7 protein-coding genes (1 of these 7 running past the window's edge) are annotated in these 21,342 nt (G+C 66.3%); all 7 read right to left on the reverse strand.

Annotated elements, in window-relative coordinates; genetic code table 11:
* Positions 1-16,575, reverse strand: partial view of an alpha/beta fold hydrolase gene (locus AB4Z47_RS13355; RefSeq protein ID WP_441950748.1) — the 5' end (the start) only. The gene continues 18,774 nt to the left of window position 1, outside the view; the window shows 16,575 of its 35,349 coding nt (coding positions 1-16,575); the start codon lies at positions 16,573-16,575; its stop codon lies off the left edge, out of view.
* A 35-nt stretch (positions 16,576-16,610) separates the two neighbouring features.
* Positions 16,611-17,108 (reverse strand): YbaB/EbfC family nucleoid-associated protein, encoded by a 498-nt coding sequence (locus AB4Z47_RS13360; RefSeq protein WP_441950750.1) that lies wholly within the window; start codon positions 17,106-17,108, stop codon positions 16,611-16,613.
* 3 nt (positions 17,109-17,111) lie between these two features.
* Positions 17,112-18,563, reverse strand: a complete 1,452-nt coding sequence (locus tag AB4Z47_RS13365) for a hypothetical protein (RefSeq protein ID WP_441950751.1) — start codon at positions 18,561-18,563, stop codon at positions 17,112-17,114.
* 84 nt (positions 18,564-18,647) lie between these two features.
* Positions 18,648-18,986 carry a hypothetical protein gene (locus AB4Z47_RS13370; protein WP_441950752.1) on the reverse strand — a complete coding sequence of 113 codons (339 nt, stop codon included), beginning with the start codon at positions 18,984-18,986 and terminating at the stop codon, positions 18,648-18,650.
* 82 nt (positions 18,987-19,068) lie between these two features.
* Entirely contained in the window at positions 19,069-19,593 is a 525-nt protein-coding gene (locus tag AB4Z47_RS13375) for a DUF6301 family protein (protein WP_441950754.1), read from the reverse strand.
* A 138-nt stretch (positions 19,594-19,731) separates the two neighbouring features.
* Complete coding sequence (locus AB4Z47_RS13380) at positions 19,732-20,133, reverse strand: hypothetical protein (RefSeq protein WP_441950755.1); 402 nt, start codon at positions 20,131-20,133, stop codon at positions 19,732-19,734.
* A gap of 469 nt (positions 20,134-20,602) precedes the next feature.
* Complete coding sequence (locus tag AB4Z47_RS13385; RefSeq protein WP_441950757.1) at positions 20,603-21,325, reverse strand: sulfotransferase family protein; 723 nt, start codon at positions 21,323-21,325, stop codon at positions 20,603-20,605.
* Positions 21,326-21,342: the final 17 nt, after the last annotated feature.

Raw genomic sequence — 21,342 nt, forward strand, 5'->3', positions numbered from 1 at the left:
AGAGTCACCGGCCGGATCGTCGTGGTCGAGCACCCGCCGCTCGGCGGCCCGCATGATGTCGTCGACACCGTCATGGGCCGCGATGTCCGCGTACCCGATACGCAGGTGGATTCCCGGCTGCTCCTCGAGGTTCGACGGATTCGCAATCGCCACCGCATCTTCGGCGGCAGCACCGTCGATGACGTCGGAAATCCCATCGGCCAGGACTGACGTGAGCACAGAGCCTTTCGGCCTGTACTCGACGAGTGGACCCGTGATCAGGGCGGCGTTCAGATAGTGGTCGGCAACCCCAACCAAGGCGACCGCAAGATCCGATGGCCACGGATGAGCCTCCAGGTCGCCGACCACCTGCTGCAAACCGTCAGCTGCACGAGCCACCGCGCGGGAATGGTCTCCGAGGTTCTCCTCCCCGGCGCGATGCGCCTCTGCGGCGAGCAGATACTCGGTCTCCGCAGTCATGTCGTCGATCTGGTGCGCCGTCCTGACCTCGTCCGCGCGGCGGGCGACAATTTGAGAGAACGGGTCGTCGTCGGTTACCTGCAGCTCACCGCGATTATCCTGTTCGAGGATGGTGCGGATGAGGATGTCTTCTGCGCGTTCGGCAACGAGATCGTGTGCCTTCACCTGTGCGTCGAGGCTGCGTTCTATGCAATAGGTCGCGTCCCGTGCGGAAATGGCCTGCTCGAGCCGGCCCGCTTCCGTCAGCGCTCGCACCCACGACGGGTTTCCGGGCGACCCCGCGGTCGCGTCATCGACGAACGCCGTGAAGCCCTTTGCCAGCTGCATCTTGTGGTCGCTTCGCTCCTGGATGCGCTCCCTGGCTGCCATCCAAGCGCTGGCGGCTGCGCGGTACGAGTCGGCCGCCCGGGTGTACGCTCCGCCGACCTCGTGCCACATCTCGTCCACGAAGTTGTCGACCCTGAACGCATCGGCGTCCGGCCACTCGAACGACCGTAGCTTCAAGTCCAGCCAGTCGATGAGCTGCTGCCGGGCCGACGACGCGGCAGCGTGCGCCGCTACCTCGGCCAACTCCGCGTCGAGCAGCATGGACTCCACAGCGCGATCCATCTCCGCCAACCGCGCTGCCGCCGCCTGAATCCGCAAGTGCTCGTTTTCGATTTGTCTGTGCAAGGATCCGGGAGCGACGCCCGGATCCCGGTGGGGCGGGTGTTCCGGGTCCGGCGCACGGCCAATGTTGCCGACTTCGTGCCCGCGTGGCCTGCCCGGTTCCGGCCGGGGAAGTTCGGCGTCGAGGTCGGTGATGGTGGGCCGCACCGGGTTGCCGTTGGCGTCGAATTCGATGCCATGCACGGCGCGCAACGTGTCGGGGGGTCGGTCAGGGTCGAACTCGCCGACGAAGCGGCCGCCGTAGTCGAACAGCAGCAACTCACCATCGTGGTTCACCACGAAGTACACATGTGTAGGAGTCGGCGACCCGATCCCGGCATGCGTGTCGACGAGAAGCATGCCGGGACCCGGGTGCTGTACGCGCACCGTCTGGGACACCCGCCGGAACGCGCCGCCCCGCCCGGCGTCCACCAGTCGGCGGGCCGCCTCGAGGTGTCCGGCCTGCCCATCGCCGAGGTACTCAGGGTGGCCGCCCGCCAACCACGCCAGTGCGGCGAGGGGGATGCCGTCCAGTCCCGGCAGTATCTCCGGAACGACGACGGCACGTGCACCGCCACGGGTGTGGAAGTAGTAGTCGTTGACCGCGAGCAGCGCCAGCGGCCCGCAATGGGCGTCGTCGGGCCGATGCATCCCGTCGCCGGGATTGCCTGCGGCCCATAGTTCTTTCGGCTGGGCGCGCTCCCGCCCAACCGCGAGGATCAGCTCCCGCCGCTGATTGGCCTGCTCGAACAGCCAGTCCGCAGACTCGGCGTCCATGTCGCGAACGTGGTCGTCGATGTCCCGGTACTCCGCCAGGGCGAAGCGCAGCTCGGTGAGCAGGCGCTCGTCCGCCTCCGCCGTGCGCAGCCGGTCGAGCGCGACGTCCGGTTGGGCCGCCACAACATCCAGGTCGAGCCCGGCAAGCGGCTCGTTCAATGCGGCAGCCGCCGCGAACGTCTCCACCGCGGCGTTGCGCACCTCCGCCCGCGACCGCTCGAGCCGCAGCCGGAACCGGGCCTGATCTTGTGCGATGCCCTCGACATAGTCGAGGTTGCGCATCGTCCAGTGATGCCAGTCACTGCGCTCGAGGCGGTCGAACTCCGGGCGCAGAGCTTCCAGCCGATCCCGAACGGCGGGAAGATCCACTGCCCCATGCGGATCGAGCCACCGCACGCCGAAGTGCTGCACCATCTCCACCACCACGGCCGCGAAGAACGTGCGCCCAATCCGATCGCCGAAGGACAGCTCGTGGTCGATGCCTACAATGCCGTCGAGAAACCAGTTCTCGTGGTACCGGTCGGGAAGACGTATCAACGCATCTGTGAGACCGAGAAGTCGGCCTGCGGCGGTATGGGCGGCAAACGCGTAGTCCCTCGGCGCTGGATGCCTCCCGTCGACGAACTCGGTATAGACCACCTCCCCACGTATGTAGACCTCAGGGACGTGCGCCCCGATCGCCCGAGCGGCCAGGGCGGCGAGATGTTCGGCGAGGGCGTAGGTGCGGTGGTGGGCTACTTTTCGCACCACGACCAATTCGTCCCCGAAGCTGATCTTCTCCACGAGGCCGACCGGCTCTACTGCGGGGCGTGCGGGCCTCAGCACCTCGGCCCGGGGCTCGTGGGCGCCCGCCGCCGCCAACAGGCGGTCCGCGAACGACTGCGGCGGGCGTGCGGCGTCCCCGACCGCCAATCGGTACAACACGTATTCAGGCCTGCTCGGGTCGAGTCCTTCCGCCCGAATGCGGGCAAATGCCTGTGGCACCGCGACATCCGGGTCGACCTCGGCTCGCAGCAGCGACCGCGGCCCATCGGTCGCGACGCTGTAGTCCAGTTGTCCCACCCACGACGGGTAGTCCATGTGCAGCAACCCGGCTTGGACCAAGCGTCCGTGGGCGGCCCGCAACTCCCTGTTCGCCGTGTCCCGATCCACCGGTGTACTCGGCTCGGGAATAGCAACTCCATCCGGCGTGGCGCCGATCGTCGCGTCGTGGCCGATTTTCGCGTCGAGGCGGCGCTCCGGGGGCGCGTCCGGCAGCGGGGTGTCCAGGTCGGTGATGATCGGCTCGACCGGATTGCCGTACGCGTCGAACTCGATGCCGTGGACGAAGCGCAGCGTGGCGGGCGAGTCGGCCGGGTCGAACTCGCCGATGAACCGCGCGCCGAAGTCGAATGTCAGCAACACACCCTTGTGGTTGACGACGAAGTACGCGTGTGCCGGAGTCAGCGATCCAGTGTCGGCATGGGTATCGATGAGGATCATGCCCCGCCCGTCGTTGGCCACCTGCCTCGGCCCAGGGACCTCGTCGTGACGCTCGCCAGGCGACAGGCCCAGCAGCCGTGCGGCGACCACAGCGTGCCCGGTCACCCCGGTGCCGAGGTACTCCCGATGACCACCAGCCAGCCAAGACAACGCCGTGACGGGCGTGCCGCTCAGGTCCAGGGCGACACCCGGGACGACAACCGCCCGCTCCCCGTGGCGTGCCTCGCGGTACCAGTCGTTGGCGGCCATCAGCGCCAGCGGCCCGCAGTTGGCGTCGTCAGGGAGGTGCCTCCCGTCGAGGGGGTTGCCCACCGGGCGCGCCAGGGGCTCCGGGTCACCGAGCTCGCGAGCTGCGCGGGCCCGGATGACCGCGCGGACCTCCGCGGCTGCCAGCTGATGGATGCGATCCCACCCCACCTCGTCGTCAGCGCGGATCCGGGCGTCGACCTCGCGATAGCCGGTAACAGCGGCGTCGATGTCGGCGATCCGATCGGCGCTCACCCCCGCCGCGCGCAGCGCGTGAAGCATATTGTCCGGATCGGCCAGCACCGCGTCCGCGTTGGGCCAGCTGTCGACGGCCAACCGCGCAAGAGTCGCCGCCACCGCATCCCGCTGCTGTGCGCGCCGCACCTCGTTGTCCAGTCGCGCCCGCCCTTGGTCGACGGCGACCTCGATGATGCGGTCGAAACGCGTCATCATCACGTCGTGCCATTCGGCACGCCCGCGGCGTTCGAATTCCGGCCGCAACCCCTCGAGCGCGCTGCGCATCGGGTCGAGGTTCGGCAGCGGGGTGCGCGGATCCAGCCACTGGATCCCGAACAGTGTCAGCATTCGGACTGCCCGACCGGCGAAATGGAAATCCATCTCTGGATCGCGGAAGGCCTGGCTGTTATCAATGGCGGTCCCGTCGACCATGACGTTGTCGCGCCGCCGGTCGAAGATGCCGAGCAAGTGGTCGGAGAACCCGAGGATGCGACCGGCGAGGGAGTCGCCATACAACATGACAAGCGCCGTGTCGTTCTGGAGAACTCGGTGGAACCGGCCCAGGGTGGGGCGCTCGATGTACTCCATGTAGACCAGGTTGTCGCGGACGAAGACCTCGGGCGCTCGTCCACCGAGCGCCCTGATCACCATGGCGCCCAGGTCCTCAGCATCCGGGTGGTGTGGTTGGGTGACAAACTTGCGGACGACCACGAAGTCCTCGCCATAAGCCGCCAAATCGACCCGCTCGGCCTGGTACGCGGGTATCTCCGTGCCGTCTCGGAACACCTCTAGGACCACAGGTTCGTGCGCGGCCTCGGCGGCCCGCAACCGGTCGGCCAGCGATGGCCGGGGTGGTTCCTGGGGTGCGGCGGGCTGCTCCGGGCCGGCGGGCCGCGGCGGGCCATGCTCGGGTAGCGGCTTGGTGAAAACGACATCCACGCCGGTGTATCGGCCGGGCTCGCCTTTCAGCATGTCGATGACGACGTCGGTGAACCCGAACCGGCGGCACATCTTTCCGGTGAAGGTCTCGAGAGCAGCTGCTTCTTCCGAAGTCAATCCTCGGCGGGCCGCCGCGTCGCGGAAGGATTGGTCGCGGACGAGCTCGTTGAAGGTCATGAGGTTGGAGGCCATCAGGGAGTTGTTGTCCGACCACGATCCCCGGATGGTCCGCACGTGCTCGCCGACCGCCTGCATCGCATGACCGAACATCACCGCCCCGCGGGGGGTTTCGGGCGGGGTGGCGTGGATGTACAAGAACATCTGACCATCGCAGTCGACGGTGGCCCATATCCCCGGCGTGCGTCTGTGGCCTGACGCATCGATGATCGGCCTTCTGTCAGTGTCGTACCTGTTCTCGTACTGGGCGAGCGAGGCCACCGCCGCGATCTGACGCAGCTCCGCCAGCACGAAATCATGCTGGTCACCGAGACCGCGGCGCTCGTGCTCCGCGCGCAGATCAGCGAAACGGTCCATGTGGGCAAGCACATCCGCACGCACCATGCCGGGGTCGTAGAGCACGACACGGCCATCGTCATTGAACCAGATGACCTCCGCGAGCGGACCCAGCGGAAGATCCGCGGCTCGAGAGGGCTTCCCATCGTCGGTATCGTGCGACGGTATCGGCTGATCCGCTCCTTCCGAATCAGGCAGTCGACCGACATTGCCGAGCTCCCGCCCGCGTGGCTCGCCCGGTTTGGGCGCGGGAAGCTCGGCGTCGAGGTCGGTGACGATGGGGCGTACTAGGTTTCCGGAGTCATCGAGTTCGATGCCGTGCGTGAACCGAGGGCCGGGCGGTGGCATTTTCGGATCGAACTCGCCGATGAACCGGCCGCCGTAGTCGAATAGCAGCAGCTCTCCGTCGTGGTTCACGACGAAGTACGAATGGGCCGGGGTCGGCGAACTGTCCCCGTGCCTGGTGTCGATGAGCAGCATGCCGCGCCCGGAGTTCTTCAGCCGTTTCGACTCGGAAACGTAGCGATGGGACGCGCCGTCCGCCGCGCCGAGCAGGCGAGCGGCAACCGCTTCGTGGCCCGCAGCGCCGTGCCCGAAGAACTCGGGGTGTCCGCCTATCTGCCATGGCAACGCCGCCCACGGCAGGCCGCCGGCATCGAGTGCGAAGGCGGGCATGTCGAAGACCCGATCCCCATCGCGGACGCTGTGGTAGTAGTCGTTGGCCGCCTGACCCGCCAACAGGCCACATGCCGCGTCGCCGGGATCGTGAGCGCCTTCGAGCGGGTTGTTCGGTCGGTGCAGCGGCCCGAGCGGCACCCCCAGTTGCCGAGCCCGGCGCGCCGCCTTGACCGCGGCCGCCTGCTCGTCGGCCGTTTTCTGCATCTGCTCCGCCCAGGTTCGGTCGGCGCGCCGGATCTTGGCGTCGAGGTCCCGGTGGGTTTGCTCATCGCCGTCCTCATGGGCCTGCGCTCGCGCCAGGTCGTACTCCAACCGCAACCGCATCCTGTCGGCGGTGAGGTCCTCGAGCTCGGCGAGGCGGCCGACCATGTCGTAGTGCCAGTCGTCGCGGCCCAGCCGTTCGAATTCCGGCCACAGCGCGTCCAGGCGCTCGTGGATCGGCCCGAAGTCAGGCAGACCGGAGTCGAGCCAGCGAATGCCGAACTGCCCGAGGAACTTCCGCAACTGCTTGCCGAAAACGCTGTTGCTGGTGGCATGGAACGACTGGCTGTGGTCGATCCCATACACCCCCTCCGCGGGATGGACCATCCAGTTCTTGTCGTTGCGGCGGTCCAAGTTGCCGACCAGCAGGTCGAGCAGGCCCAGCTGTCGGCCCTCGGCTGTCGACGCATGGATGCCCGCCTGGCCCAGCTGCATTCGCAATTCCACGGGGATATCGGTGTAGAGGTCGAGTCCGGTGCGCCCAGCGACATACTCCATGTAGACGACACCATTCGCGACATGGACGGCCGGGACCCGGGCGCCCAGCGCCGCCCCTGTGAGTGCGGCGAGGTACTCGGCATCGGCATGCCGCCGCTGGTGCACGTACTTGCGGATCAGAACGGTCTCGTCGGGGAAGGTGAGCTTCTGCACCCGCCGTGCCTGATCTGGGTTGTGTCCCTCGGCCAGCAGCTCGACAGTCGGCTCGCCGGAGCCGAAGGCTTCCCGAACCCGGTCGGCAAACGCTGACGGCTCCAGGTCCGGCCTTGCGCCGATGTGATCGTCGGGTGGCAGCGCACCGGCATCGACCGGACGCAACGCCCGCCCCCGCGCCATATCCGAATCCGCGGGAGTAATACGTCTGCCCAGCCCCACCTGCCGCGCCTCCAGCGTGCTTCCGCCATCCCGCCGGGTCAGCAGCAGACCATGCACGGTTTCCACCGCGAACGGCGGATTTTCCGGATCCAACACCTCCTTCGGCCGCGCCGCCAGCCGGTCGTGCATCCAAATTTGCTCACCGTCGTAATACACCAGAAATAGATGCCCGACCTCGGCACCGACCGGCCGGGCATTCACCAGCATCCCCGCACCTGCCCCCGAACCCACCACGAACTCCGCCAACTCTCGGAAACCACCATCGAACCGCTCGTGATGCGCACCCGCCAGGAACGCCACCGCTGCCGGTGGAACCGGCCCGTCCATCCCTACTGGCCCTTGAACCTCGAACCCAAGATTCGCGGCATCCTCGAACGACCCCACCACACACGATTGATCCACCGTGACCGGTTCCCGCTCTGGATCGAGCGCCACCGCCGCACCGGTCTCGTCACCATAGTTGTCCGGCCGAGGATCGGGTGGCTCCGCGTCGGACGGTGTATCCGAGTGGGCACCGACCCATTTCGGGGTACTCACACCGGGGTCGTTCCGCGAGCCGGTCAGCACTTTGGCAGCGCGATCTTCGATGCGCGTCACCGCGGCGACTGCCGCGTGGTATCGCGTGGCGGCGTTCTGGAGCAGCTCCAGACGCAGCAGATCCCGGTGCAGCTCCGGGGTCATCTCCCGCGACCGCAGCGGTTCCTGTAGTCGCGCGATCGTCTCCCGAAGCTGCCAGTCGGTGGCCAGACTCTCCGTCGGGTTGTCGACCAATCCGTGGGCGACACGTTCCAGCGTCCGTCCGCGTACGTGTGCGCCACGCCGCGCAGCCTCGTGTTCATGGGCCAGGTCGGCCAGCTCGGCGCGCTCGTTTGCACCGAGCCGGTGTGTCGGGGGGCGGTCGGGCGACAGCACGAATCCGCGCAGCCTGCCTTTGGACCGCCGCCAAGTGAGGTCGTATGAGCGCTGCAGGTTTCCCTCGAACGCCAGCACTTGCCCGGCCCGCACGCTCAGTGTGATCGGGTGCCCCTCCGGCCCCATGGGCACCGCGATGGTGGTCCGGTCCGGCTGTGCCGCCAGGTAGTCCACCATGCGGTCCAGGGATGGGAAGTGCCGCGGCGGCACCCCGAACGCGGCGGCGAACTCAAATTCCGGCACAGTCGTGATATCCGCGGGCCGGCCGAGGTGCCGGACGCCGGGATCGCCGGACAGCGCGGCCGCTGCCTCGATCAGGTCGTGCACCGGGCGTTCCTCGGCGGGGAGCGGGCCCAGCCCCTGCCACCGTGTCAGTGCGGTGTCGATGGCCTTGGTCGCCTCCGCCACCGCTGCCTGCGTCCGGTCGACTCGAGCAGCCAGCTCGATGAGCTTTGACCATCCCCGGGCGCTCGGTCCGGCGGGCAGCGCCCGGGTCGTCTGCGCCAGCTGTCGCGGATCGACGGTGTCGGGACGCAACCCGTGGTCGCGCAGCTGGGCGTCGAACTCGTCGCGCACCGCGCGGTAGGCCAGCACCGCCTCAGCACGTCTGCCGGTGAGATCGGCTACCTCCGCCAACTCCCTGGCTGCATGAAGATGCCGCTCCAGAGGGCCGAGGAGGTGCATCTCGGCATCCGACAGTGTGGACCTGTCCTGCCGGATCGAATCGATGAGCTGTTGCTGCCCATGCGGGCTGCGCCGCCCCGGATCGACGGCGGCGGGGTCGATCCCGAGGGGCCGGGCCGCGGCGAGCGCGGCGAACCGGGCCTGCTCCATCGCCCGCCGCGCAGCGTGCATAGCCGCAGCTTCGTGTGGTCGGCCGTCCAGCAGCTCGGCGCCCGGCGCCATATGTCGGCCCTGGGGGTCGAAGAAGGCGACGCGCGTGGTGACGTTGTCCGTGGTCGTGGGTTCGAACGCTCGCACCTCGCCGGTCCGCCGATCGATCATCATGACCGTGCCCTCGTAGTTGAGCAGCAGGTATTCGACGAAGGACGAGCCGACCTGATCCGACACCAGTGCCGCGCTGCCCGGCTCGCGCAACTGTGCGAGCACGGCGGGATGGTCTGACTGGTTCAGCAGCCGCCCACCCGCCCGCGTGCGCAGTTCGTCGTCGGTCATGCGCAGCACCTGATACCGGGCTCGGTGCTTGCCCGTCGGCAGTTTCGGCTCGGCGTTGCCGAGGTCGGCGACCCGCGCGGCCGCGTCGTCGAATGCCGCCGCATGGTCGTGCAGGATGTACAAGCCGATAGGCTGGACGTCGGGCGGCACGGAGCGCAACAGTCGATCCACGGCACCGGCCACCGGCCCCGAACCGGACAAGTCCACGCCGAGATTTCGCGCAAGCAAATCAGTGGCGCTCGCCAACCACCGGTGGTCCAGCACGGCCACGAGAACGTCGGCGCTCCTATCCCGCAGCGCCTGCTGCCGCGCCTGCGCGTCGAGATAGCGTTGGATCAAGTCCATCGATTCCGGGTCGGCCACCGATTCAGCCAGTTGTGGCGCGGCGATCGCTGATGCCTGGCGATCCTCGGACGCCACAACGTTCCGGACCACCTTCAGCGCGCTCAGCTCGGCGTGCACCTCACGCAATCTCCGCGACACGGTGCGCACGGCATCCTCGGCGCCCGAGTACCCGCTCAGCACCTGGCGCAGCGGGTGGTACCGCGGCTCGGCGGCTATCCGCAGTGTCCCCGACACCACACTGTCGTAGTGGCGCTCCTGGCCGGCCTCGATCGTTGTGACCGTCCTGAATTCGACCGGGTACCCGATCGTTTCGACATCGCGGAGAAATAGGGGCCGTTCCCGCAGCAACCGCAGCAGCTGGCGGGGCTGCTGGTCGTGCGCCGAGAAGACGATCACCTTACGTTCGCTGGGCGAGTAGACGACATGGTCGCCCCACTGCAGTCCCCCCGGTGTTTGTCGGACCTGCGCCAAGGCGGCCTGCCTGGACAACGCGGCATCCTGGAGATCTCCCGACAGTATCGACTCGCCACGCACCAACTCCTTGAGCCGAGCCAACGGATCGACTTGCCCGCGGACAAAGTCGATGAGCGCACGCATCGCCGCGCGCTGGTCGAGCCCGTTGAGGGTGGCGGGCAGCGCGGCGCGCTCCTGACCGATTTGCTCGGCCAGCCGCTGCAGGGTCACCTGCCACCCTGCGCGGTCGAGCAGCCCCGGCCGGTCCACGCCCATCGATCGCGCCAGCTCGTTGCGTTCGGCCTCCCACAGCACCAGTTTCCGATCAACCGGTGTGCTGTCGCCGCTCGTGGCCCGGTATACGGCATAGTGCGGGCTGGTCAACTCGCGGCCGTTTACCAAAAGGGACTTGAGCACTTCCGCGAACCCCTCGATCGGATGCACCTCGGCCTGTTCCAAACCTTGCTTGTAGCTGTATTTCGACAGCGGCGCCATCCATTCCTCGTAACTAGATGAAATCGGCGCCCCGATGGCGACCAACCAACTGTGGTACCCGCGAATAGAAGGCTCGATGGAATTCGACGGGAAGTAACCCAGCCTGTCGTACTGCACTGCATGGCCGGCCTCATGAAGCCATGTGTCGATGATGGCGTTGCCCGTCCCGACCAGGAGCCAACCGCGCTCCACAGAGGCCTGCATGGATGCGGCGAACTTCAGCGGATCGTGCACCTTGCTGATGTTGAAGTAGATGTCGACAGCCCGTCGGCCGTTGAGCTGCGTGGGTGAGGCAAAGGCATCGGCATTTGCATACTTGGTAAATGCCGTGGCGAACTCCGCGAAACTCACCGACCGAATTGCCACGTCGCGATGGATCGCTTGGAAGTACCGGACCCCCAGCTCGATGTCTTGCACGACTTCGACGGGGACCTGCGGATGTTCGAACCCGACTGTGTTGGGAATGCCCAGCTGCCGCAACCGGTTGGCGATGTCGAGCTTGACATCGGCTTCATAACCTGCAGCAGCCAGGCTGAGCGGGCTGCCGACAAACCCCAAGTCCCCCGCTTGCATCGGCCGGTCCTTGCTGCGATGGGCGCCGATCTGGTCCGGTCCGGGATGGGACAGCGGCTCAGCAGCGGCATACACCTCCAGCGCGCGGAGCCGTTGCAGCGTGACATCGAACCAATCCCGACGGCCGGCAGCGTAAAACACCGGTTTCAGCTTTTCGACCCTATGCCGAATCTCCAGCACCTCGGATCGCGTGAGCGTGTGGTTTTTCCACACGGTTTCGCCGTTGGGCCCGTCTTTCTGAAAATGATCCGCGAAACGGCTGATCACATAGATCATGTGATCGAGGTCCTCGTACGCACGACTGTGGTCTATCCCCCACACGTCCCCGGCGGGGTCGATCATCCAGTTCTCGGAATTACGGTCAGGTATGCGGGTCAGCGCGTCGAGAATACCCAAACGCACTGCGGCACGGGTCCTGAAGAGAGCTTCCGGGTACGAGTTTCGGGCATAAGTATCTGCTGCAGCCTTGCCGGGCACCACCTCCATAAAGACATGATCACCAAGGACGTATACCGCAGGCACCTTTGCTCCGACCGCTTGACCGACCAACGCGGTAAAGAATTCCGCGTGCGAGTGCTGCGGATCGGAAACCACCTTGTGGATCACCTGCGAATCATCGTGAAAGGTGAGTCGCACCACCACCCGTGCCGAATTTCCGACGGTGGTGAATCGCTCGATTTCCTCGACGCGCGGTGGTACGCCGGAGCGCAATAAATCCTCGATATGCGCGGCGAATTCCAGCTGGCGCGTCACCACCTCGTACGAGTCGTCGTCCCACCGCATCTCGTCGAGCGCGTGCCAAGCCTCGGCCAGGTCGATGTCCGTCCCCGGCGGCGCGGCAGGTCCGTCCCGCGTGCCACCCGATTGCTCCCCCGGCTCGCCGCCGATGCGCGACGGCGGGCCTTGGCCCGGCGCCACCGGCGGCATCCGATCGTCACCCAGTGAATGCACCGCGGTTCCATCGTCGCGGTAAAGGATCCCGTACCAATTCTTCACTGTGCGTGGTCCCTCCGGCAGCGAGAAGGGCCGCAGGTTGCCATGCTGGTCGAAGATCCTGGGGCCCTCCCCGTCGTTCACGACGAGACGGACGTGCGCGCCGACCCCATGCTCGTCGACCGGTCCGGTGTACTCCTCCACCACCAGCATCGCCGCACCTGCCGGCATACGCTCGAGCTGGTCCGTGATCGCGTCGTAGCCTCCGTCGACCGCCTGCATCCTCCCACGCGCCGCCGCCTGAAACTCCGCCGCCGACATCCCGTCCAGCCCGACGTGCCGGGGAATGACGACGTCGACATCCGGGCCGAACCATGCGCGTAGCGCCTTCAAACTCCTTGGTCCGCAGTCATTTCGGACATGCAGCTCGGGCAGGTTCCGGTCCGCGTGCGCCCCGACCGGATCTCGGAAACCGTCCAACGGCAGATCGTCGGCCCAGGCGGGCTCGCCATGAACGAGTTCCTCCAGTTGCGCGAAATGCTGGACGTCGCCCAGATACAGCCCCAACGCTATGCCCCCCGCGTACGGATCGTGGTCCAGCTGCGCCAGCACCTCGGCACCCTGTTCGGCAATCTCGGTACTCAGCCGGGCCAGCTCCCGCTTCCACCCGACCGAGGTGAGCCGATGCGGTTCAGGGACCCCCAGTTCGGCTGCCACCCGCAACCGGCGCACCTCTGCGTCGATATCCCACGGCTCGCCGGTACGGGCGCACTCCAACGCGCGATACAGCGCGTATTCCGGACGCGTCACGTCGATCCCGTGCGCCTCCACGAACGCGAACGCCTCCTGTAGCGCTACTTCCGTATTCAGCCACCGCATCCCGAACCACGACCGCAAGAAGCTCTTCCCCGATAGCTGCCCCTCCCACGCGCGGAACGACAGGTCGATCAAGCCGTGCGACCTCAGATACCGGTGCAGCTCTTTCAGGAAGGGTTGTGCCATGTCCCACGCCACCCGGTTACCCTGCATATCGAGCACCTCGGCAACCTGCCGATTGATCAAGTCCCGCACCGGATCCCCGGTCAGCGGCAGATTTTCGTGATTCTCTATCGCAACCCTCGCGCGTCCACGGAGCTCGATCGGATCGGCCAGGGTTCGGCGATCCAACTCGAGTTCAGTAGTCCACCCCCGCGGCTGCACCGGATACGACCACAGGTTTGCAGCCCGCCCGGAGAAATCATCATCCGGCAGGTGCCGGTTCAGGTTCTTGAAACTGATGCTCGCCAACGGCAAGTCCGGATATCGGTCCCGCAACTTCTCGACGGTTTGCACCACAGCACGCAGCGGCTCGATCGGCACGGCATGCTCCAGATGCCCGGAAAACCGCACACCCTCCCGCTCGAGCGGCTCGACAACGCCCTGCTTGTAGGACTTCTCGTCGGTATGCCGACCCACTGTCCAAGGCCGGTCGTCGCCCGGCTTGCCACGATGCCCTTGTCGCGGCGCGTCCGACTCCCTTTGGGCGCCTGACGCGTCCGGTTGCTTCGAAGGAACTTCCGGTTCCTCCCACGACCGGTGTGTTTCTTCCGGATCGTCTTGGCGCGTAGCCGAGTCAGCCGAGTCGCGGTCGCGCCCCAAGGCAGCGCTGTCCTCCGGACGGTGGCGCCTCTCCGGTTCCGAGATCTGCTCCGCACGCGGGTACGGGTTACGGTGCCGGCCGCGGGTCTCCCTATCAGGCTCGTCGGCGTCCTCCGGCGAGGTGTACGGCTCATCCGGTGCATCGAACCTGTTTTCAGGCGAGTCGGAATTGCCGTGGGCGACCAGCGCAGCGTCATTTTCGCCGTCCTGATCCTCCTCTTCCTCGTGATCTTCCTCGCCAGGTCCCGGAAGCGTGCTGTACACCATCGGCGCAGGGCCAGTGTTCGGGGTACCGTTGACCAGTTTCTTCAACTCCAAGAAGAGCTCCACCGTTCGGCGATACTGCTTTGCGGCTGCCTCCTGTTCGTCGGTGGTGAGCGCGTCCGTTTTGGCGGGCCACTGCTCGTATTCCTTCAGCAACTCCCGTTCCATGTCGGCGACGGCTCGACGCCAGCCACCCGGACTCAGTAGGTGTGGGTCGGGGATCTTCAATTCCTCGGCCACGTTCAACCGGCGAACCTCGACCGTCATGTCGACCCGGGTGCGGAATATCGCACTGTCCAGCGCTCGCATGCGCGCGTAGTCCGGCCCCCGCATGTCCAGGGCCCTCTCCTGCTGCGCCTGCTTGTACGCATGTGCGAATGCTGCCGGGGTATCCAGCCCGACTCGTCGCCCGAACAGAGTGCGCTTGACGTCGCCGCGCGGCATGCCCTCAACCTGCCATTTCCGGTAGGTCGTGCTGACGTGACCTTCCCGCTTCAAGGCACGGAACGTGTCATGCAGTACCTGTTCGGTCCCGTCCGGGTCAATTTCGTAGCGGCGTAGTTCGTCCACAAGTGGTATCGCGTCGCCGCGGCGCCTGGTACCTCGGTACTTCGGTGTCGTGGTCCTTTCTTTCTCTTCGCCGCGGTGCCCGCGCTTCTCGGACGCCCCCGACGCATCAGTTGCCCCCGACGGGGCACCCGGTCTTCCGCGTCGATGCTTTCCTCTGTTCGCCGGCTCCTCACGGAAGCGATGACGATCACCTGACGCGTTCTTCGCTTCGGATACCTTCGACCCATCCACCGGCGCATCGGGCTTCCCCGACGTTGCCGCCGGATCGGCGCCCGGCAGGTCGGACTCTTCGCCGCGATGCTTCCCTCGGTACGCCGCTTCCTCCCGGAAGCGATGACGCCCCCCCGGCGCGTTCTCCGATTCGAGAGCCGCCGCGGGTGAAGCAAATGGACGCGGCGAGGCGGCTGCATGTTTCCCAGGCACGGAGGGTTCGATTGGACTTTCCGCCGACTGCGACGACCCTGAGCGCACCGCGGGCGAGTCGTGGGCAGCGGCAGCCACATTCGCCGCAGGCAGGGCGCCCAGTGCCGGTTGTGCGCCCACGTGTACTGCGGAAGAACCTGCGGTCGACCGCACCGCAGGTTGCTCTGTGCGGGGGCCGCCCGGCGGCACGGATCGATCGGATGAGGCCGCACCGTCCATCCGGGTATCCGTCCGTGATGCCGCTACCTGACCAGGCGGCTCGCTCAACTCACTTCGGATCCCCACCGGCTGGCCGAGCATAGGCGTATTCGCGGCGGGATCTGCCGCCGCGAGGGGACGAGCCGCCTCGGAGGTATGCGGTACGGAATCCGCGTTCGACCCGGTCGCCACTGCGGCGTTCGTCGGCCCGGCGCCATCCGCTCCATCTGACGCCGGTTCCGCTGAGGCTGCCGCGACGTTGTCGGCTGTCGCGGCGGGTTCGGCGCGGACACCGGCAGAGACGGACTGCTCCGCCGGGATGGGATCCCTCCGGACTCCCGCGCGTGATACCGCCTGCTCGTGGCGTCGATCGTCTGCCCCGACCGACTGGTTCCCAGCCTCTGTCGGCTGCATGGGTATCGACGCATCCGGCGCGCGGTCGACCGTTCTCGGTGTACTGGTGGGCGCGACGGGGCTGCTGCGCATTTCCGCCGGGACCAGTTTCAGCCCGAGCTTGGTGATCGGCCCCACCCGGCTGTTCAGCTTGGCGACGTACCCGCCTGGATTCTGGTGGGCCCGGTGCTCGATGTAATGATGTCCCCCCATCGAGATGCCCGCACCGAGGATGCCCGAGCTGAACATGCGGTAGTCGAAGGTAAAGTCCCCGGTGACGGCGGCGCCGCCCAGCCAACCGGCCACCCCGCCCACGACACTGCCGCCGATTAGGTCGGCGGCCAACATCCGGGTCGGGGTGAGGTGATCCAGGCCCAATCCCGTCGTGCTGAACTTCTGCAACCCGATACCGAACCCGGCACCCGCGACGCCGCCGGCCGCACCCGAGACCGCCGACGACACCGTCTGCGTCGTGTTGAATCCGGTGCTCTGGTGACCATGACCGATCTCCCACAGCTGAATGCCGGCGTCCTGCGCGGCACTGATCCCAGCGCCGAGCAGGGCGTGACCGGACAGCCGCAGCGTCAGCCGGGCCACCATCTTCGGCACGCCCGCCCCGAACAGCTTCAAGAGCAGCTCACGTGCGATAAATTTGATCCCTACCCGGGTCGCGGCAATCGCCGCCGCCTCCGCGGCCGGCGCGGCGGGCCCGAACGCAAACGAGGCTGCGAGTTCGAGCGCCAGCAGGATCAGCGAGCTGACGATCATGATCTTCGCGGCTTCCATGCTGCCGCCGGCGTCGTCGGCCTGGGTCGCCAACTTGTCGAACTGGTCGACGAGCTTGGGGATGTAGTCGGCGAACCCGTCGAAGGCGGTCGTCATGGCCTCGATGCCCTTGCCGCTCGGATACGCCACGACCGCTGTGGATTTCGCGTTCGCCACGTCCGGCAGGAGCTCCTCGAGCTCGGCAGCCGCCTTGCGCAGATAGGCGGCAAGCTGCCACATCTTGTCTTCGTCGCCCTCCGGCCATTCGGCCCCACCGACGAGGCCTAGCAGCCACTTGCCCGCCTCGTCCAACTCGAAACCCATGACCGCCGCCTAGGTGAACCGCTCGAGCCTTCGGCTCACCAGGCCGAGTCTTTGTAGCCCGACCCGCGCCGGCCGTCGTGCGGCTGGGTATCGGGGTGACCGGGGTCTTCCTCGACCCGCCGCTCAGCCGACTGCGGCGGTGCGGTCGACACTTTCGGTATCACCGGTGTGTGGCTGCCCAGATCGGGCATATCCGCGACGATGTCGGTCAATTTCGGGAGGCGCGCCCGCTGCTCGAGCAGCGGGCGTTGGATCTCCGCGAGCTGTCGACCCAGGTCGGCCTTCGCGGCTTGCGCCGCAGCCGTGACAGCGGCCGCGATCTCCTCATAACCAAGGTCGTCGATATCATCGGCGAACCGCGTCTCGATGACGGTGCCCTCGGCATTGAGAAACACCGTGACCCGGCGCTGCTCCGCCTCCCCGGTCGCCACAACGGCGGCGGTGCGCTGCTGAATTCGGTTGATCTCACCCATCTGCTCCTGGAATCCCTCGAGGAGATCGACCAGTTGGGAATTGAGATGTTCGTTTGCCATGGCTCAGCCCACCCTGCCCAGCCGCCACTGAAAGCGCTGTTCGAATCCGGCCGCGTAGACCGACGGTGGCATGGACGACGAGGAGCGTTCCAGCACCCCGTCATCGGCGACGTAGAAGATCGCGCGTCCCAACATGACCTGTCCTTCCGGGGCCGGAACATGAACCATCCACCCGACAGCGACCCGACTGGCCACCAACCCGGACACCGGGTAGCCGGGCGTCTCGAGTCCCCGCTCCAGGATGTAGTCGCGCACGAGGGCGATGGCATCGTCCTTCGGCAGCGGGGTCAGCAGCACCGTGGCCACGCCGGCGGCGTCGAATTGCGCATAGGCGGCGTCGATGTCGAACCGTTCGGAATCGGCGAACAGCGGCAGCACAGTCTCCCGCGTAACCAATCCGACCTCGGCCGATCCGAGGACCGTTTCGGCGGCATCGCGGATCTCATCCTCCGGACGCGGATCTCCCGCCTCGCGCACCAGATCGACCACTTGCTGCACCACTGAGTCTTCCTCCCACACTTCGGGCAGCGCGACCCGAGCGGGTGCGGGCTCCGGCGATTCACCGCGGCGCCACGACCCGGACTGCCACCAGTAGCAGAACGACAGCAGTCCGGTAGCTGTCCGCGGGTTCAGCACCGCGCTCGTCACCCAGCTCGGCGCCCCCGCATAGAGATCCGGCAATGCGGCCTCACCGTGATAGCCCGCCGCGAGTTCGGCCGAATCCGATCGCCCGCCGGACAGCACCGCCCGATCTCGGGACAAGAGGTACAAGGTCGCGCCGTTGTGGTTGCCGTCTTCGAACCACCCCAACGACGGCAGGATTCGCGGACCATGCTCGGACCCGACGCCGACGTGGGCCGCCGCCAGCGTCGCCCAGCGGGCCCACAGCGCCGGTAACGACGGCAGTTCTCGCACCATATGTGCCGCGACGGCCCGGTCCGCGGCCACAGCAGCCTGTTTGGGGGTGCGGACCTGGTGTCCGGGGTTGCCGATGTACGCCGCGAGCCAGGTCGGCAGCCGTCGGGGAAACGTCTCCAGATCTGCGCGATAAGCGTCTGCCGGGAAGAGCTGCTCCGGCGGGAGCGGAGTATCTCCATAGTCGTACTCGGCTTCGAGTTGGCCCCCCTTGGTGAGCGACAACACCAGCCGAAGCCATGGACCGTCGCCCAATTCCGCAGACACTGTGCGGAGTTCGCGGACCGCGCGTACCGTCGCCTCCGGCGGCGCCGCCCGCACCGACCGTTCCCCATCGGTGTAGACCAGCTCGGCCGCCTCGTCGGCGACGGTCAGCGCGAATACGCCGTCCAGACGCTGCCACCCCTCCGGGCCGATCGCCGCCAATTCACGGGCAATGCGGTGTGTCAGCTTGCGTGCCTTTGCGGCCGGATCGGTCGAACCGGAGCCACCGAGACTGAACTGCCGGTCCGGCTCGTCCGGTGTGGGCTCCTCGCTCATCGATCACCGCTCATGCTGTCTCCTTCGCGGCATGAGCGGGGCCCTGCGTGGTCACACTCCGCTGCCGTCTCCGGACCTGACCTCTCATGCCTGGCGCCGGAATCGTTCGGCGTTCTTGTCTTCCTGTGCCTGTAGGTAGTTCGCCGATTTCGTCTGGACATCGGACATGTCGCCGAATGTCTTCGCGAGACCGGGTAGCGCGCCGGGTTTTCCGTCACTGCTGTGATCCAACAACTCGTCGCGGTTCGGCAGATACGTCTTGGCGAACTCTGTGCCGTAACTGTCGTCACCCCACGGCTCGCCCAACGACTCCGTATTGCTCTTCACGGTGGCGAGAATGGCGGCGACCTTGTCGTGCAAGTCGTCGGCGCTGTGGGCGGCCTTGCGCAACTTGGCGATGGTGACCTTCACTTCGGCGGTCATCGGAACTCCTCATGGCAGGCAACGGATCGAGTACCTCAGGCCAAGTGGAGCACCCGCCCGCCACGACCACCAAGTGCCCCCACTATTGGGAGGCCGCAGCCCTCATATCGTCGTTGAACCGCTGATATTCAGCACTGACACAGCGCAGTTTGACACTTCCATGCAACGCCGACACGTGCACGAAGGCAACTGGCGTCACCTCCCAGACCAGCTCCGGGTACTCGCCGTCGCTACGACGGGTCGGCTCCCCCAGGTCCTCGGCCACCGTGGCGTACGCCTGCGCGACAAATTCCGCCACCCCCAAGGCGTCCGGCTCGAACGAGTCGGTGACATTGACCGTCACCATACCGACACGGCTGCCGAAGAACGTGAACCGCGCCTCCGGCCGATTCACCGCGGCCGCGGTGCGGGCCACCACGCCAGGCCGGGTGACCTCCACCGGGGACCAGCCCTGCGCGGCGCACAGCCGCTCGATATCGGCCAATCCCCAGGTCCAGTCGAATTCCCTCGCCGCCGTCACGAACTCCGCCACGGCGTCGAGGTCTATCCTGGCGTCCATCCGCTCACCGTAGCCGCCCTCGCCGTCCAGTGCTCGCCGATCGGGCAATGCGCGTCATCTCCCCGAAATCTCAGTCGGCAGTACCGCGACGACGAGCACGCTATTGGCCTCCGGGCGCGGTAATTCGCACCGCAATTCGGCTCCGGCGCGAGCAGACGTTTCATGTCGTTCCCTATGGCGTGGATTTCAGCGCTGCCCGAAGACGATCGTGCGACGTGTACCGATGGTCTGCCGCAGTAACGAGTGGGTCACACTGTCGGGCAGTGCGTCGAGAGACTTGGGTCCGACAATGACCAGTTGTCTGTGCCTGCGGCGCCTGCGCAGTGAGGCGGGCCGGTATCGTGCGAGATTTTTAATTACCTTGCCGGACCGGTCGTATCCGACACCGGCCCAGAGCATCTCACGAGGCGGCCGCCCCACTTCCACCAGTTGGGTGGCGCGCCGGGCGCACGGCGCGCGCAGCGGGCACTGCAGGCAGATTTGCGACGATTCCATCCAGATCTCGGGACTTCCGGTGCCGAGGTCCCATCGCTCCGGCCGCTCGGCGCACGGTAGCTCTCCGGGCGGCTTTGACATCGAAGCTGTCATGGCCTCTCGTTTCGTAAGACTCGGGGATATGTGACGGCGAAATGGTGGCGCACACATCCAGATTCGGGCTTCGACTCGTGAGTGGGAAGTAGGGAGATCCCTGTATCGCCATCCAACCGATGCCGTTGCGGATCCACACGGTCGACGCCACGGCTGTGGGCATGGCCGATAGACGTCCCGGCAGCTCTGTTTCGTCCGGACTCAGCGAGCGGTGGCCCCTTCAACGCCTGCTCTCCCCCAGCTGCTACAAATCACCGAAACCGTGTGGCGGACTCGGGAAATCCACCCCGAACCCAGCTGGCTTCTCCGACCACTTCCCCACAGCAATGACAGCGACCGTCAGCTGATAATCAAGGCAACTCGATCAGATGTGCCAGCCACCGCCAGCCGATCCAGTCGAGTCGCGCCAGTCTCTCCGAGCGGCTGTGGCCCGAATCGGGCTATGCCACATGGGATCGCGACCCGGGATTCATCGGTCACCATTCCCGCCATACCCCCAACGCTCGCCGAGCTCGACTATGGAACCCGGCAAGTCGCACGCTGCGGATGCGGCGCTCAGCACCTGGATGCGCCCGCTCCGGATCTTGTCTCGCCAGTCCCCTAGGCCGGGCTCGTAGGCCCCGTGATCGAAATTGCCGTAGTCCAGCATCGTCGGCTCATAATCGACGCCGATGAAGCTGCACAAGTCACTGCATGTTATATCAGGAGTTTCGAGCAGCTTCTCGTACCGGACTTCGATAGAATTGGGATGCGATGCCGCCGCTTCCAGCCTTTTCGACCATTGCAATATCGATTCGCATGCCGCTCCGACTTCGGTAAATATTCCAGAATTCACCAACGAGAGACAGATGTCGATGGGGTTCCTGTAGAGAATAATGAATCGAGCATCGGGCCAGCATGAAAGTATTCGTTCATATATCAATGTATTTGCAGGAGTTTTCTCGACTATGAATCTCTTCCCGCTCGCCACCAGTTGCCGATACAGGAGTTGGTCCCAGAGCATGAATTTCAGGTCATGTTGCGTCATGTCGAGCCGGCCGATCGACAGTTGTGCGCCGTCGACGGCTTCTACTTCGATAGAGCCGAGGTGCAACTCATGCGGCGAATATATTTTCGAATGCGAATCGAGGATGCATCTCAGCAGGGTCGACCCGGACCTCATCAGAGATAGGACGAACGTAGGACTCTGCACAAATCGGCCTCCTGGAG

Source organism: Nocardia sp. 2TAF39 (assembly GCF_052114905.1).
Classification (GTDB): domain Bacteria; phylum Actinomycetota; class Actinomycetes; order Mycobacteriales; family Mycobacteriaceae; genus Nocardia.